Annotated in this window: 15 protein-coding genes; 9 read left to right on the top strand and 6 right to left on the bottom strand. The window is 46.2% G+C overall.

All coding sequences use genetic code 11. The annotated features are described in order from the left end of the window. Positions 1-148 precede the first annotated feature (148 nt). Entirely contained in the window at positions 149-931 is a 783-nt protein-coding gene (murI, locus tag QF041_RS11955; protein WP_307414298.1) for a glutamate racemase, read from the top strand. A 24-nt stretch (positions 932-955) separates the two neighbouring features. Next, positions 956-1507 (top strand): histidine phosphatase family protein, encoded by a 552-nt coding sequence (locus QF041_RS11950; RefSeq protein WP_307414296.1) that lies wholly within the window; start codon positions 956-958, stop codon positions 1505-1507. A 69-nt stretch (positions 1508-1576) separates the two neighbouring features. On the opposite strand, the gene QF041_RS11945 is transcribed toward QF041_RS11950, so the two are convergent. Both QF041_RS11945 and coaA read right to left on the bottom strand, forming a co-directional pair. Continuing rightward, on the bottom strand, positions 1577-1939 hold the full coding sequence (locus QF041_RS11945) for a DUF423 domain-containing protein (protein WP_307414294.1): 363 nt from the start codon (positions 1937-1939) through the stop codon (positions 1577-1579). Positions 1940-2003: 64 nt separating this feature from the next. After that, the gene (gene coaA, locus QF041_RS11940; RefSeq protein ID WP_036610217.1) at positions 2004-2933 is read right to left on the bottom strand and encodes a type I pantothenate kinase; all 930 of its coding nucleotides are present in this window, start codon (positions 2931-2933) and stop codon (positions 2004-2006) included. A 194-nt stretch (positions 2934-3127) separates the two neighbouring features. Here coaA and QF041_RS11935 point away from each other — a divergent pair, with 194 nt between their 5' ends. The 5 genes from QF041_RS11935 (at position 3128) to odhB (ending at position 10284) form a co-directional block, all read left to right on the top strand. Beyond that, positions 3128-3916, top strand: coding sequence for a DUF3891 family protein (locus QF041_RS11935; RefSeq protein ID WP_307414292.1), 789 nt, complete (start codon positions 3128-3130; stop codon positions 3914-3916). Between the two features lie 238 nt (positions 3917-4154). After that, positions 4155-4664, top strand: a complete 510-nt coding sequence (locus tag QF041_RS11930; protein ID WP_133384110.1) for an 8-oxo-dGTP diphosphatase — start codon at positions 4155-4157, stop codon at positions 4662-4664. A gap of 359 nt (positions 4665-5023) precedes the next feature. Continuing rightward, positions 5024-5509 (top strand): GNAT family N-acetyltransferase, encoded by a 486-nt coding sequence (locus QF041_RS11925; protein ID WP_307414289.1) that lies wholly within the window; start codon positions 5024-5026, stop codon positions 5507-5509. A gap of 624 nt (positions 5510-6133) precedes the next feature. Beyond that, a complete protein-coding gene (locus QF041_RS11920; protein WP_307414287.1) occupies positions 6134-9007 on the top strand; it encodes a 2-oxoglutarate dehydrogenase E1 component in 2874 nt (957 codons plus the stop codon). A gap of 5 nt (positions 9008-9012) precedes the next feature. After that, complete coding sequence (gene odhB, locus QF041_RS11915) at positions 9013-10284, top strand: 2-oxoglutarate dehydrogenase complex dihydrolipoyllysine-residue succinyltransferase (RefSeq protein WP_307414285.1); 1272 nt, start codon at positions 9013-9015, stop codon at positions 10282-10284. Between the two features lie 129 nt (positions 10285-10413). On the opposite strand, the gene QF041_RS11910 is transcribed toward odhB, so the two are convergent. The 4 genes from QF041_RS11910 to mnmL form a co-directional block, all read right to left on the bottom strand. Then, positions 10414-11394, bottom strand: a complete 981-nt coding sequence (locus QF041_RS11910) for an alpha/beta fold hydrolase (protein WP_307414283.1) — start codon at positions 11392-11394, stop codon at positions 10414-10416. Positions 11395-11435: 41 nt separating this feature from the next. Then, complete coding sequence (locus QF041_RS11905; RefSeq protein ID WP_036610197.1) at positions 11436-12413, bottom strand: type I phosphomannose isomerase catalytic subunit; 978 nt, start codon at positions 12411-12413, stop codon at positions 11436-11438. A gap of 189 nt (positions 12414-12602) precedes the next feature. Continuing rightward, on the bottom strand, positions 12603-13187 hold the full coding sequence (gene mnmM, locus QF041_RS11900; RefSeq protein WP_036610195.1) for a tRNA 5-(aminomethyl)-2-thiouridylate-methyltransferase MnmM: 585 nt from the start codon (positions 13185-13187) through the stop codon (positions 12603-12605). After that, positions 13188-14141, bottom strand: coding sequence for a tRNA modification radical SAM protein MnmL/YtqA (gene mnmL, locus QF041_RS11895; RefSeq protein WP_036669734.1), 954 nt, complete (start codon positions 14139-14141; stop codon positions 13188-13190). It abuts the gene before it with no gap. Positions 14142-14459: 318 nt separating this feature from the next. On the opposite strand from mnmL, the gene QF041_RS11890 reads away from it, so the two are divergent. Both QF041_RS11890 and trmB read left to right on the top strand, forming a co-directional pair. Beyond that, positions 14460-14660 (top strand): hypothetical protein, encoded by a 201-nt coding sequence (locus tag QF041_RS11890; RefSeq protein ID WP_036610190.1) that lies wholly within the window; start codon positions 14460-14462, stop codon positions 14658-14660. A 152-nt stretch (positions 14661-14812) separates the two neighbouring features. Beyond that, a complete protein-coding gene (gene trmB, locus QF041_RS11885; protein ID WP_307414281.1) occupies positions 14813-15568 on the top strand; it encodes a tRNA (guanosine(46)-N7)-methyltransferase TrmB in 756 nt (251 codons plus the stop codon). Positions 15569-15598 lie beyond the last annotated feature (30 nt).

Genomic DNA, 15598 nt, shown 5'->3' with positions numbered 1-15598 from the left:
AGAACGATCCGTAACCGGAATGGTTCCCGCAAGCCGTCAAGCACTGTAGTGTGTGATGAGCCGGAAGTACAAACCTCACCTCCAGTCAGCATGAGCAGCATTGAGAGGTTCTTGGAACCCGAAAGAATACATTATAGAGGTGAAATCCTTGACTAAGAAAATTGCTTTTTTTGATTCAGGCATCGGTGGTTTAACCGTTTTGCATAAGGCATTACAACAGTTTCCGGAAGAAAAATTTCTGTATTACGCGGATACCCTGCATGTCCCGTATGGAACCAAGTCTGCGGATGAGGTTAGAGGACATATTTTTGATTGTGTTGAAGCCATCGTTCAGGAGGATGTTCAAGCAATCGTGATTGCTTGTAATACAGCAACAAGTCTGGCTGTGAAGGATCTGCGCGCCAAGTACGATATCCCGATCATTGGCATGGAGCCTGCGGTGAAACCAGCTGTGGAGATGAATCGTGATAGTGGGAAGAGAGTGCTTGTATTTGCCACGGCCCTCACCTTGAGCCAAACCAAGTATAACGAACTGGTATCACGTGTTGATGATCACCACAGTGTGGATTCTATTGCGTTGCCGGAACTTGTGGAGTGGTGTGAACAGCTGGATTTTGATCCGGGCAAAATCGCTGCTTATTTCCGCTTCAAGCTGGCAGATCTCGATCTTCATGGGTATGGCACAGTGGTGCTTGGTTGCACGCATTATCCATTCTATACGTCCATTCTGCGCACGGTTCTGCCCGATCATATACAGATTATTGATGGCAGTACAGGTACAGTGAACCATCTGAAGCAGCGGCTTGGACTGGTGGCTCAACATGGAGACAGAACAGGGAAACAAGTCACTTTCCTCAGTTCATCAGGCCGACCGGAAGAGCAGGAGAAGATGTACAGTGCACTTCAATATCTTGAGATGAACTCGAAGTAGGTTACACCATAGGAGGTGATAGCTATGCAGTCCATTTATCTTATCCGTCACGCCAAGGCCACAGGGCAGGAACCCCATGCAGAGCTTACAGATGAAGGGATCAGGCAGGCTGAAAAGCTTGCAGATATCTTGGCTCATCATTCCATAACGTATATTGTCTCCAGTCCATGGAAAAGGGCCGTTCAGACTGCTATGCCACTGGGCATAGCAATGCTGCAACATATACGTACGGATGAACGTCTCCAGGAGAGGGTACTTAGCTCTCTTGATCTGCCTAACTGGATGGATGTATTGAAACGTACATACGATGATGTGGATTGGGTGGAAGAAGGCGGGGAATCTTCGAGAAACGCGGCTGCAAGGGGGATGGCACTACTGGAAGAGTTGTGGAGCAGACCGGAACAGCATGGGGCCGTGGTTACACATGGGAACTTATTATCACTGCTTATTCGTGAGTATGAACCATCCTTTGGTTATGAAGAGTGGGCCAAACTGTCTAACCCGGATGTGTATGTGCTGGAGAGACAACGACCAGATGAAGGGCTGTCCACCATTCGAAGAATTTGGACAGATTAAACAGTAAAAGAGTGCTCCAGCGATATTATATCAGCCAGAACACTCTTTTCGTTTATCCACGGGGCAAGTTTACAATGCGGCAATCATGATCATAACCCATCCAGCCAAAAATGCGACTCCGCCAAGTGGGGTAATGGCTCCCAATTTGCGAACCCCCGTTACACTTAAAACGTACAGGCTGCCAGAGAACAGGATGATCCCGGCGAACATCAGCCACCCGGCAAGCATGACGAGCGAAGAGTATTCAAGGCGGTCTGCCAGCAGTCCGATCAGGATGATCCCAAGTCCGTGGATGAGGTGATATTGAACACCGGTTTCATAGATTTTGATCATGTCAGCGGATAGTTTGCGCTTGAGCGCGTGTGCGCCAAAAGCACCCAAAGCAACAGCCAGGAACATCATAATACTGCCGAGTATAATCAGGGTTTGCAATGTGTTTTTCTCTCCTTTTAAGGGTAATTAGATATAACATCAAAGTGTACTGCACGAGTGTTGTCTACAGTTTGCGCAATTGAATCTGTCCAATGGAGTGATCGGCTTCCTTTTTCAGAATCAGTCTGGCACGCCCTTTGGTTGGCAAAATGTTTTCATGCAGGTTTTTGGCATTGATATCTTGCCAGATCTGGTTGGCCGTACGTACGGTTTCTTCTTCATCGATATTGGCGAATCGTTGATGGAAAAAGGAATCCGTGTTCTGGAACGCTGTATTGCGGAGCAGCTTGAAACGCTCGACGTACCAGTGTCGTATATGCTCTTCTTCCGCATCAATGTAGATGGAAAAATCGAAAAAATCACTAACCAGCAAAGGCGTTTCCTTTTTGATCTGAAGTACATTGATACCTTCAATAATGAGAATATCCGGTTGACAGATCTGCTTCTCTTCTCCTTGAATGACATCGTAGGCGAGGTGAGAGTAGACGGGTGCTTTCACTTCGGGTTTGCCAGATTTCACATCACCCATGAACTGAATCAGGGATTTGATATCATAACTTTCCGGGAATCCCTTGCGGTTCATGATGCCCTTCTCTTGCAACACCGCATTGGGATATAAGAAACCGTCGGTTGTGACAAGGTCAACCTTCGGGCTATTCTTACCTCTGGCGAGCAGTGCCTGTAGCAAGCGGGCTGCAGTACTTTTGCCCACGGCAACACTACCCCCGATTCCAATGATGTAGGGGGTGGGGAGGGCTTCTTTTTTCATAAAGGAGGCCGTCAGTTGATTCAGCTCTCGTGAAACTCTTGCATATAGGTCAATAAAGTGGGTAAGAGGCAAATATATATCTTCGACTTCTTGAATCGATACCTCTTCATTCAATCCCTTTAACTGTTCTAATTCGGCTTCCGTCAGTGGAAGAGTGGTCTGATGTTCTTTAAGTTCAGCCCATTCCTTGCGGTTAAACTCGATGTAAGGAGAGTATAAATTCATGAGATCCCGCTTTCTGTATGTAATATAATTGTGGACACAACCTTTAGTGTATCAAATTTCAGGAAACTGACAACACCTTTACATTGTGCCTTTCATAATGCCTTTCGTCAAAATGGAGCGAAAAACAACTTATAGGAAAGTTTAACCCAATTTATGTTAAAGTCAACGTATACCATGCGGAAGGGTGACAGCAAATGATCGTATATGAGAGAGAGCATGATTTTGTTTTGACTGCACAGCATGAGCATGGATTAGTAGCGGGAGAGATGGCTTCCCACTGGAAAAATGAATTACTAGCCGATGCTGCGCATCGGGATGAATTGATTCTAGCTGCCAAGGAACATGACCGTGGCTGGATTGAACTGGATTCATCTCCGTTCTGGAATGATTACAGTCAATCGCCGTATTCGTTTCGTGACTTTCCATTGCGTCCGCGTTTTGTATTCTACCATAAAGGGATTGAAGAAGTTCGTAAGAAAAACCTCTACGCCGGATTATTGTGTAGCTTGATGTACACGGAGCTATTTCAGAAAAATCTGGGGGCCAATGCTCAGGATGATGATGACATCCGAGATTATCTGCAACAAGAACACGAACGTCAGCTGGATTGGGAGAAACAGCTTGGTGGTGATGCTGAAGCACTGAAACAGAGGCTGCAAAGTGATGTGGAGATCATGCTTTTTTGTGATCAGCTCAGTCTGTTTCTCTGTATGGAGGAACCTGGAACACCTGCTGCGCGTTATGATTTTTTTGCAGAAGGGCTCAGTTGTACATTTGATGCCTGTTCCAGACAACCGATTCAGGCAGAGTGGTTATCCAATGAAAAAGTAGGCCTGTCTTTTTTCCCGTTTGATGAGGACTTTACAGTCGTTTTACCTTACAAATCGGTACCAAAGGCAAGTATCCGAAAATTCGGTATGCAACAGGCTTATCGCCGAGCTGAGTGGAAAGAACGTCGTGTGTTGATTACGGAATTGAACTGAGAACTGGAAACTCCAGGCTTGAGGAAAGAGCAGCATAGAATATCACAAAACAGGCGGGCTTCTGATGTACAGGTGTACAGGGCGTCCGCCTTTCGTATGCATATATATCATCATAGACCATACTGTGAGACCGATGAAAATACCAATGAATCAGAGTGGGAATAAAGAAGGAAAACATAGGTTATTTCCAGAAATGTTAGTGTACAGCAGAGAAGCGCATGTTAGCAGGAGGACAAATATGGATACTAGAATAGAGATATTAACGATGTGTATGGTATGGGACAAAATGAATGATCAGGTGTTGTTAATGAATCGGCCGGACCGCAAAGGATTTCCGGGATACATCGCTCCTGGGGGGAAGGTAGACTTTCCGGAGAGTATCGTGGATGGTGCCGTGCGGGAGGTTCTGGAGGAGACGGGGCTAGTAGTCAATGAAATTACGTATAAAGGGCTTGATGAGTTCTGTGATCCCGAACAAGGATTGCGGTACATGGTATTTAACTATTTGGCGACTTCATTCGAGGGTCAGTTATTGCAAGATCCGCCCGAAGGCGAACTGTTATGGGTGCCTATGAAGCGGGTTTTTGAGCTGCCTATGCAGGATTGGTTTGCTGAACGTTTCCCGCGTTTTTTCCAAAAAGGCACTTTTGAGCGGAGCGTGATCTGGGAGAAGTCATCCGGACGTACGCTGCAAGAGACATTTATGGTGTATAGCGATTCCGTACTTGAACAGAGTGGGACCCGATAAGTTAAAACGTCAGAAGGAGGAAAAATCATGGGATACCAGCATGCCCTGCAAGGATACATTGCGGCGACGCTTGATGGGGAATGGAAATTAATCCATGAACATTTAAGCTTAGGTTAGGATGAAAATAATGCCTCATAATGTATCATCCATATCTATATATTTATATCCAAATATTATGATATAATGAAGTTTACTATTTTTATAGGAGATGACTAGTCTGTGGGTAATAGTGTGTGATTAATAGATTGAGTAAACTAGTTTGTCGAAATGAAGAATGATATATTTGTGGATTTGCCATACATAGGCTTCTGCAAACAGGACGTAAATGAATATTGTACGATGAAAAGGTGGAGATTGGCATGAAATTGTCGTTCCGGATTTTGGACTGGGAAGAAGAGAGACCCTACGAACTTTTATTGATGGCTGATCCTTCAAAAGCAATTGTGGATGAGTACCTGAGTCGGGGTGTTTGTTTTATTGCCGAGTATGAAGGAGAGATGGTTGGGGAGTTCGTATTGTTGAAGACTCGTCCAGAGACTGCGGAGATTGTTAATATTGCCGTACAGGAAGAACTGCAGGGACAAGGTGTAGGCAAACACATGATTAAGGAAGCGATGGAAGCTGCACGTAGATTGGGCTGCCGGATTCTCGAGATAGGGACGGGCAACTCCAGCTTTCATCAATTGAAGTTATACCAACGTTGCGGTTTCCGCATTATCGGGGTAGACCGTGACTTCTTTGTGAGGCATTATGAGGAAGAGATTATAGAGGATGGTATCCGCTGTGTGGATATGATCCGTTTGGCCATAGATCTGGATGCTGTTATAGAGGATGAAAAGAAATAGGAAGTAATCGCTGGGGTGAAATTTGCTGAATCCAAAGAAGCTGCTCGGATAATTCATGTCTGGGCCAGCTTTTTGCTGTGGGTCTCCTGAAGAAAACCCCAATTATTTGTTGAATGTGACGTCAAATGGTTAATGTTTAACTTGACGGTTTGTTTTTGAACATAATGGACCACAATTCAATTAAGGAGGTAAAATGGGAGATCGTAAGCCTATTTTGTTGTAATTAAGCGTTCGTTGTTCTACCCAAATTGATCGATTTATTCGATTCATCTAATTTATGCATCAATTGAACTAAAAATAGGAAATGCTCCTGAGCGTAAAAGTTTATAGAATAGATATTAGAACATGGACTTCACTTGAAGAAGAGGAGAAAGTGTAACCTTCGAACGGATCAGGACAGTATTCGACATCTGTGCGACGGTATATACAATCATTGTTTTACTTTGATTTTGAAAACGCAGACAAACCTTGACGGGAGCGTCGGACTAACGTTACTACCACCAACAGCACGATTATTGGACTTCATGAAAAATTTCGCTTAAAATGTTGAACGAACGCAAATTACGGCTTAGTCAATGATTTCCGTCAAAAACTTATGACTAAATCAAGACGGAGGGAACGTCGATGACGATCGTGGAAGGCAACAAGAAGCCCTGGGAAAGTTACTATGGCCCCAATATGGGATACGTACAGGAACAATATGAATTATTCACTCAAGACCCTGGTTCGGTTACACCGGCTTATCGTGAACTATTTGAACAATGGGGTGCACCGCCGATGTCTGGCAGGGATGCACGCACAACCTTGAATTCCGGCAACGCCCAATCTGCTTCCGGAAGCGTAGACATTCAACTATTACAGAAAGCGGTTACAGCGGGTAAACTGGTATGGAACATCCGTACCTATGGTCATCTTGCTGCAGATATAGATCCGCTTGGAATCAGTGAAGATACAGACACATCTTTGCTGGAACCTCAGCATTTTGAATTAAACGAAGAAGATCTGAAAGCTTTGCCTGCTTCCCTGATCTGGGAAGGTGCAGATGGGCAGACAGCAACCGGATGGGATGCAATCCAACGCTTGCGTCAGATTTACACTGGACCCATGGCCTATGAATTCAGTCATGTGCACGAAGTACAAGAACGTGAGTGGCTGAATCGTCGTGCGGAATCCCGGACATCACCAGCTCCGCTTACGTCGAAAGAACGTAAGGCTTTGCTGGAACGTTTGGTTGAAGTCGAGCAATTTGAAGATTATCTTCACAAAACATTTGTTGGGCAGAAACGTTTCTCCATCGAAGGTAACGATGTGCTTGTGCCGATGCTGGACGAAGCTGTTCGCATCATGGCAGAAGCCGGATCAAGCCACATTCTGATGGGGATGGCCCACCGTGGACGGTTAAATGTACTGGCTCATGTTTTGGGCAAACCGTACAGCAAAATTTTCTCTGAATTTCATCATGCTCCGAACAAAGATTTGGTTCCATCGGAAGGTTCGACTGGAATCAACTACGGTTGGACGGGGGATGTCAAATATCATATGGGTGCCAACCGTTTTGTAAAAGACGGGGAAACTGTACAGGCACGCCTTACTCTGGCGAATAACCCGAGCCATCTGGAATACGTTAATCCGGTTGTACAAGGGTTTGCACGTGCGGCTCAGGATGACCGTCGTGACCCTGGATATCCGAAGCAGGACGTGACAAAGGCAGCTACCATTTTGATGCACGGTGATGCAGCATTCCCTGGAGAAGGGATCGTTGCAGAGACCCTTAACTTCAAAGCTCTGCCAGGGTATCAGAATGGCGGAACCATCCATATTATCGTCAACAATCGTCTGGGTTTCACTACAGATAGCGGTGATTCCCGTTCAACGTATTACGCAAGTGACCTTGCTAAAGGGTACGAAATTCCGATTGTACACGTGAATGCGGACAATCCGGAAGCTTGTATTGCAGCCATTCGTATGGCAGCCGAGTATCGCAATCGTTTCAAAAAGGATTTCCTGATCGACTTGATCGGTTACCGTCGCTACGGCCATAACGAAACCGATGATCCCGAAACGACTCAACCTATCGTTTATGACAAGGTGAAAAACCATCCAACGGTAAGTCACTTGTATCAGGATCAGTTGAAAGAGGAATCGATTATCGATGATGCATCCATTACGAGCATTCGCGATGGAGTAACGAACAAATTAAAAGAAGCTTATGACCAGATGAAGAAAAATGAAGTACATGAATATTATCAGCGGAAAATCAGTGAGCCGGAGGCTGTTACGATTACTCCGACTGCGGTACCGCTTGAGAATCTTCGCAGCATTAATGCCGATCTGCTGAAATGGCCTGAGAACTTCAATGTGTATCCGAAGTTACAGCGAATTTTGCAACGCCGGAGCACTTCCCTGAACGAAGGGGAAAAAGTGGATTGGAGCCTTGCGGAGACACTCGCATTTGCAACCATTCTGGCAGATGGCAAGCCAATTCGGATTAGTGGACAGGATACCGAGCGTGCTACATTCGCTCATCGGAATCTGGTGTTGCATGATTCGGAGAATGGAGCAAAGTTCTGCCCATTACATCACTTGCCACAGGCAAGAGCATCCTTTGCAATCTATAACAGTCCGTTGTCTGAAGAATCCGTTGTTGGATTCGAATACGGATATAACGTATATTCACCCGATACACTGGTCATCTGGGAAGCTCAATTCGGTGACTTTGCCAACTGTGCACAGGTTATCTTTGATCAGTTTGTATCAGCGGGTCGTGCCAAATGGTCTCAGAAATCCAGTCTGGTCATGTTGCTTCCACATGCGAATGAGGGTCAGGGACCTGAGCATACAAGTGCTCGTCTTGAACGCTTCCTGCAGCTTTGTGCAGAAGACAACATGACGGTTGCCAACTTGTCGAGTGCTTCGCAGTACTTCCACTTGTTGCGTCGTCAAGCTTCGTTGACTGAAACGGAAGATGCTCGTCCACTTGTGATGATGTCACCAAAAAGTCTCATTCGGAATCCGCGTGTTGCTTCACCGGCAGTCGAATTCAGTGAAGGCAAGTTTGAGCTTGTGCTGGAGCAAGCTGGACTGGGTACACAGCCGGATCGCGTAGAGCGCATTATTTTGTGCAGTGGCAAGATTGCCATTGACCTGGAAGATGCTTTTGAAAAAGATAAAGCAGATTGGTCATGGCTTCACATCATTCGAGTGGAACAGCTATATCCGTTCCCGGCAGAAGAGATTAAACGCATACTCGCACGTTTCAGCAATGTAAAAGAACTGGTATGGGTACAGGAAGAAAACAAAAACATGGGTGCCTGGACATACATGGAGCCTCGTCTTCGTGAAGTTGCCCCTGAAGGCACAACCGTTAGATACGAAGGTCGCCCGGAACACGCAAGTCCTTCCAGCGGTTATCAGCTTGTGCATAGTATGGAACAGCAACAGATTATTACATCTGCGTTGAAACAAACGACGAAGAATAATATTCCACTGGGGAGGTAACAGCTGTGAGTGAAATTAAAGTACCTGCAATGGGTGAGTCAATAACTGAGGGAACTGTATCCAGATGGATGGTTAAAGAAGGGGATACCGTTAATCAGGGTGATGTGCTTCTTGAACTGGAAACGGATAAAGTAAATATTGAGATCAGCGCAGAAGAAAGTGGCGTGCTGGAGAAGATCATTCGTCAGGAAGGAGAGACGGTAGTGATCGGTGAAACGATCGGTACACTCTCAGCTGGTTCTGGAGGAGGAAGCGGTGCACCCGCTTCCGAACCAGCAGCTGAAGAGAAAAAGGCCGTTACTCCTGCACCTGAAGCTCCAACACCACCACCAGCACCTGTTGCGGCAGCGCCAGAGTCATCTGATAGTGCTAAGACGGCTTCACCGTCTGCCCGTAAGCTTGCACGTGAACGTGGTATCGAACTGGATCAGGTTCAGAGCAAAGATCCGATTGGACGGGTATACCAGGATGATGTGAAGAGCCATAACAATCAGGCGCCTGCTCCTGCTGCTCCACCTGCGAGTAAAGCTCCAGCAGCACCAAGTGCTCCGGCAGCTGGAAGTTCTACCTATACCAAACCAGTGGAGCGTCAGCGGATGTCTCGCCGTCGTGCAACCATTGCGAAACGTCTGGTAGAGGCTCAGCAAACAGCAGCCATGTTGACTACGTTTAATGAAGTTGATATGACTGCGATCATGGATGTACGTAAACGCCGTAAGGACAAGTTCAAAGAGAAACATGAGATTAACCTGGGCTTCATGTCCTTCTTCACCAAAGCGGTTGTGGGGGCTCTGAAAAAGTTCCCTACAATTAACGCAGAGATTGATGGCGAAGATGTTGTACTCAAAAAGTATTATGATATCGGCATCGCCGTATCTGCGAAGGAAGGACTGGTTGTACCGGTTGTGCGTGATGCCGATCGTCTGGGCTTTGCCGAGATCGAGAAGAGCATTGCGGACCTGGCATCCAAAGCTCGTTCCAACACGCTGGCGTTATCTGATCTGCAAGGTGGAACGTTTACCATCACCAATGGTGGAACATTTGGTTCCTTGTTGTCTACGCCAATTCTGAATACACCTCAAGTGGGTATTTTGGGGATGCATAAGATCCAGCTTCGTCCAGTGGCGATTGATGCAGAGCGGATGGAAAACCGTCCAATGATGTACATCGCGTTGTCCTACGATCATCGGATTATCGACGGTAGTGAAGCTGTTCGTTTCCTCGTGACCGTGAAAGAACTGCTTGAAGACCCGGAATCCCTGTTAATTGAAGGTTAATCCATAACGTTTGATTATAGCTATCATTCATATCGCTTAACAAGAAAACCCCTGAACTGGAGCGCAGCGTGAGCTGTACATCCGATTCAGGGGTTTCTTTTGGCTCTTGGTATGTTGTCTCCGACTCTATTATATAGAGTCAGCCGTCTCAGTCAGGTTCAACGGACTAGGGGGTGTATTCGAGTCAGGGGTATTCCGCTTTAGCCAGTTCACAACGTGCTGGGCCACTTCTGTTCGGTTAATCTCATGCAGCATTTCATGGCGTCCATCCGGATAAAGGCGATACTCAATATTCTCCAGGTGAAGTTTCTTATACTGCGAGACCAGATTAAGAACGCCTTTGCCATGAAGTCCGACAGGGTCCTTCTCACCTGAGAACAGGTATACGGGTTTGTGTTTGGGTATGCGCTCCATATTGTGTGGAAGATGGACTTCAAGCAGCAATTTGAAAAAGTCGCGGAAAAAGCCTGCTGTACAGACGGCTCCGCACAGGGGGTCATCAATGAATCGCTGAACCTCTTGTGAGTCCCGGGACAACCAATCAAACGGTGTAGTTGCAGGGCGGAAAGAGCGATTAAATCCACCAAATACAATCGCGTTGAGCAGCATGCTGGGGTGGGTAGCCCCCTGAATGCCGCATTGTAAAAAGGCGAGTTTCTCTCCAAACCGGAGCAGACCGCGTCTGCCGTTTGTCCCGGATAAAATAAAGGCATGGTACTGCTCATGACCAGCGTACATGAGATGTTGTACCAAGAATGAGCCCATGCTGTGTCCCATTAGAAACAGGGGCACCCCAGGATTCTCCTTGGCGGCTACTTCGCCCAGATTGATCATATCACTCGCCATCCAGCGGAAGGCATCGATACCAGCATTACCAAGCAACTTGGCATTCTCCACAGTTTTGCCATGACCCCGATGGTCATTGGCATAAACCGCATAGCCATTTTGGGTAAGGATGTCGGCAAATTCGGCGTATCGGGCTGCCGTTTCGCCCATGCCATGTGCAATTTGCACTACACCTTTAACGTTACAATCCGGATCGGGAAGCCAGCGGTACACATGAATACGGGTACCTTCACTAGCGACCAAGGCAAAGGTAGATTCCTGCATCTCGTGTAATTCCTCCTTCACAGGTCACATATAAGCTTGATTTAGGGTAGATAAGAGCGAAGAACAGTGGTATTCCCGTTCAATGTATAAGAACCCAGATTGGCTGGCAAGAGATAACATTGTCCAGCTTTCAATTCAATGCTGTCTGATTCAGCATGTGCCCACTCCAAAGTTCCTTCTCCTTCACAGACAACGAGAATCGTGAAGCTGTCAGGATTGGTGGAGAGTTCCCAACGTTTATTCACAATACCTTTTTCAACTACAAAATAAGGGCATTCCGCAAGCTTGAGCCATTCACCAGGAGTAGCGTTATTTGTTTTCATCGTTGAGGCACCTGCGCCCTCATAGGCGGTGACATTTAATGAGTCTTCAACATGCAACTCACGTGGTTTGCCATCCAGCCCTGGACGATTATAATCGTATATGCGGTACGTCGTATCCGAGTTTTGCTGAATCTCAGCGACAACGACACCTGCACAGAGCGCATGCACTGTTCCCGCAGGGATAAAGAACGTATCGCCGGCCTCTACAGGTACCTGACGAAGGGTATCCATCACCGTGCCGTTTTCCAATGCTTCTTTTAATGTTGCCCGATCAACGCCGTCGTTCAAGCCATAGATGATGTGTGCGCCCGGTTTTGCGTCGAGTACATACCACATTTCTGTTTTGCCAAGCTCGCCTGGAGGAAGTGCCTCATAATCGTCTGTTGGATGAACCTGAACGGACAGGTCATCGTTGCAGTCAAGCAGCTTAATCAGAAGGGGGAAACGGCCGCCTTTTTCAGAGACGCCTTTGGTTCCAAGCCATTCGGTGCCCAGTTGTTCACGAACTTCATCCAGACCTTTGCCAGCCAGTGCTCCATTTAATACCTTGGTTGTACCGTTGGGATGATCCGCAATCATCCATCCTTCTCCGATATGTCCTTCAGGGGGCGTAAGGCCGAATTGCTCCAGCGCACGACCGCCCCACACACGTTCTTTGAACTCAGGTTGGAATTGTAATGGGTATGGCGTAGACATCAGTAATCTCTCCTCTAGTATATGAAATGGTGGATCGCTTTAATCAGTCATGGGCATGTAGTCGCCATGAGCAAACAAGTGAATACGTTTGCATATGTAGATGTAGAACACAGATCGCAGTAAGAAAAAGCCGTTAATAGCTCGCCTTGCGATTGTGTCTAGTTTATTGTATTTGGTGAACAAAGGAAATTATTTTTTCTCGATTCCGATCAGAAAAGGAGAAGTTTCTCGCTGCAATTGGCGATAGATCACAACCTGTGCCTGTTCCACCGGAAGGGCAGAGGACCAGTCCAATACAGCTTCTGCTTCCTGTGCCCCTCCGTCATGACCGGGGTAGAGCACAACCGTAATAATTCCGCGAGGACGTAATAAAGCGAGTGCAGCCTCGAGTGCAGCGATCGTGCTGTCAGTCTCGGTGATGATGGAGGAATCTGCACTTTCTGAAGGCAGGTACCCCAGATTGAACATAACTGCACCAACCGTACCAAGCCATGACTCAGGAACTGCTTCTGCCATTCGATCATGGCTTAGTTGAAGCATGGAGATGGAGCCAAGCTTGGCTTCATCATTTTGTTTTCGAATCCGGGCCTGTGCCAGCGTGAGGGCTTCACTTTGAATATCGAATCCAATGACTTGACCACGCCGGCCAACTTGTTGTGCCAAAAATAGTGTGTCTGCTCCTGTACCCACCGTTGCATCTATCGCCAGATCACCTGGCTGCAGACGGGAAGCAATCCACTGATGCGCACAGCTGAGAACCGAAAGAAAGCCCATCTATGCTCGCCTCCAATACTTACCTTGCCATGAATCCCGCTCTCGCAGCTCACGATCAATGGAGTTTAACACTTCCCATTTGTTCATGGACCACATCGGTCCAATCAACAGATCACGTGGTGCGTCGCCTGTAAGACGGTGTACGATCATTTCCGGTGGAAGCATCTCCAGTGTATCTACGATCAGCTTGATATACTCGTCCTGATCCAGAAAACGTAAAAGACCAGCTTCGTATTGCTTCACCATTGGTGTTTTGCGCATCAGATGCAGCAGGTGAATCTTGATTCCCTGTACATCCATATTGGCAACTGCCCGTCCAGTGTCCAGCATCATCTCATGTGTCTCTTGAGGCAGACCATATATGATATGTGTGCACACACGTATATTCCGTTTGCGCAGTTTCTCAACCGCTTCTTCATAACACTTCGTGTCGTGCGCGCGATTAATCAATGTTGATGTGGAATCATGGATGGTTTGAAGCCCCATCTCAACCCACAGGTAGGTGCGCTCGTTCAGTTCAGCCAAATAATCAACAACGTCATCTGGCAAACAATCCGGGCGAGTAGCGATGGACAAACCAACAACACCGGGTTGCTCAAGAATTTCTTCAAAATATTCGCGCAGCTCCTCAACCGGAGCATACGTATTCGTATAGGCTTGGAAGTATCCAATATAATGGGCTTTAGGCCACTTGAGGTGCTGTTTATCTCGAATTGTATTAAACTGGGTGACCAGATCTTCACGTCTGCTGCCAGCAAAATCGCCTGATCCACGCGCACTGCAGAAGGTGCAACCACCTTTGGCAATGGAACCGTCGCGGTTGGGACAGGTGAATCCAGCATCCAGCATCACTTTGAAAACCTTATTGTTAAATTGATCGCGCATCTCATAATTCCAGGTATGGAATCGTTTATCTCCCCACAACAGAGGGGACTGTAATGCAGGTGCATTCATCTTCAGGGTACTCCTTTGGCTGTCGAATTACCGTAATCATACGTGAACAAAAGAAGAAGCGCTATGCGATTTCCGTCATAGACGATGGATAGCGATTATAGGTGTCTTCATGAACTTTTATCATTGTATCAAAAAACTAAAAAAAAAGGGAATCGAAACGCAAAAATAGGCCGTAAAATCAAGGTTTTTCCCTTGCTATAGTTTACACCTTATGTTATATTTAAATCAGCGTCAGACACCATCTAGTGGGTATTATTCATCATAGCATTTGAATCAAGATTGACGTCATGGACCATACTATACCGTGAGGTGATATGAATGAATTCCCAAGTTAAAAACAATGAATTGAATCATGTGTCTGTTGAATTGACGGCAGAAGAAGCACTGGCTTTAACAGGTGTTCGTTTTAATGGTAATCCGAAAGTGAAAGCGGCTGCAAGACAAAAAGTTCGCGATGCTTTCGAAAAGACATTTGATTTTTCACACCAAGATAAGGTAGACTATGAACTACTAAAGTAGTTGGACCCCAATTCCAAATAAATCGAAGAGGGAATCTTTGAGATTTGCCCAAAGTGGCAGATCCGAAGATTCCCTTTTCATTGCTCTTTACAATTTGCTAGTTCTTCGGCAAAATAAGTCTGAGACAAGTATGGGACAAACGGAGGAATAAAATGCGTTTACGTGGCAGAAAAGGGATAAGAGAAAATCTGGAGCAACAAGTTGATCTTGTTGTACTGGACCCGAAGCAACATAAAGGAAAATGGTCTGAACTGTTTGGCAATGACCATCCGATCTTCGTGGAATTTGGTATGGGTAAAGGTCAATTTATCAGCCAAATGAGTTATAAATATCCGGAATTTAATTTCATCGGTATTGATATGTATGATGAACTGGTGCGTCGTGCCAGTGAGAAAGCTCGTAATGCGTGGAGTCAGGCTGATGTGGAGACACCTCCGAACCTGAAGCTTGCGCTGGCAAATATCGAACAGATCGAAGAAGTTTTTGAACCGGAAGAACTGGAACGCATTTATTTGAACTTCAGTGATCCTTGGCCAAAAGCAAAGCATGCACGTCGTCGTTTGACGCATCCACGCTTCCTGAAGAAATACACGGAATTGCTTAATCCCAAAGGTCAGATTCATTTCAAAACCGATTCGGAGACGCTGTTTGATTTCTCACTCAACGCCATTGCCGACTTCGGCCTGCAAATGACCAATATTTCTTTGAATCTGCATCGTGATGGTTTGAATGAAGAACATGTGATGACAGAGTACGAGCAAAAATTCATGGGTAAAGGTATGAACATTCACCGGGTTGAAGTGATTGTTGGTGAAGAGGCTTTGCGGGAGTATCAGCAGACACGTCTGGACAAGTATAAAGTCCGCGAAGCAACAGATGAATCTGGTGAAGATCAGGATCAGAACTAAAATCGAAATCTAACTTAAACTCATTAAAAA

This window comes from Paenibacillus sp. W2I17, from assembly GCF_030815985.1.
Taxonomy (GTDB): domain Bacteria; phylum Bacillota; class Bacilli; order Paenibacillales; family Paenibacillaceae; genus Paenibacillus.
This window is presented reverse-complemented; position numbering and strand designations above follow the sequence as displayed.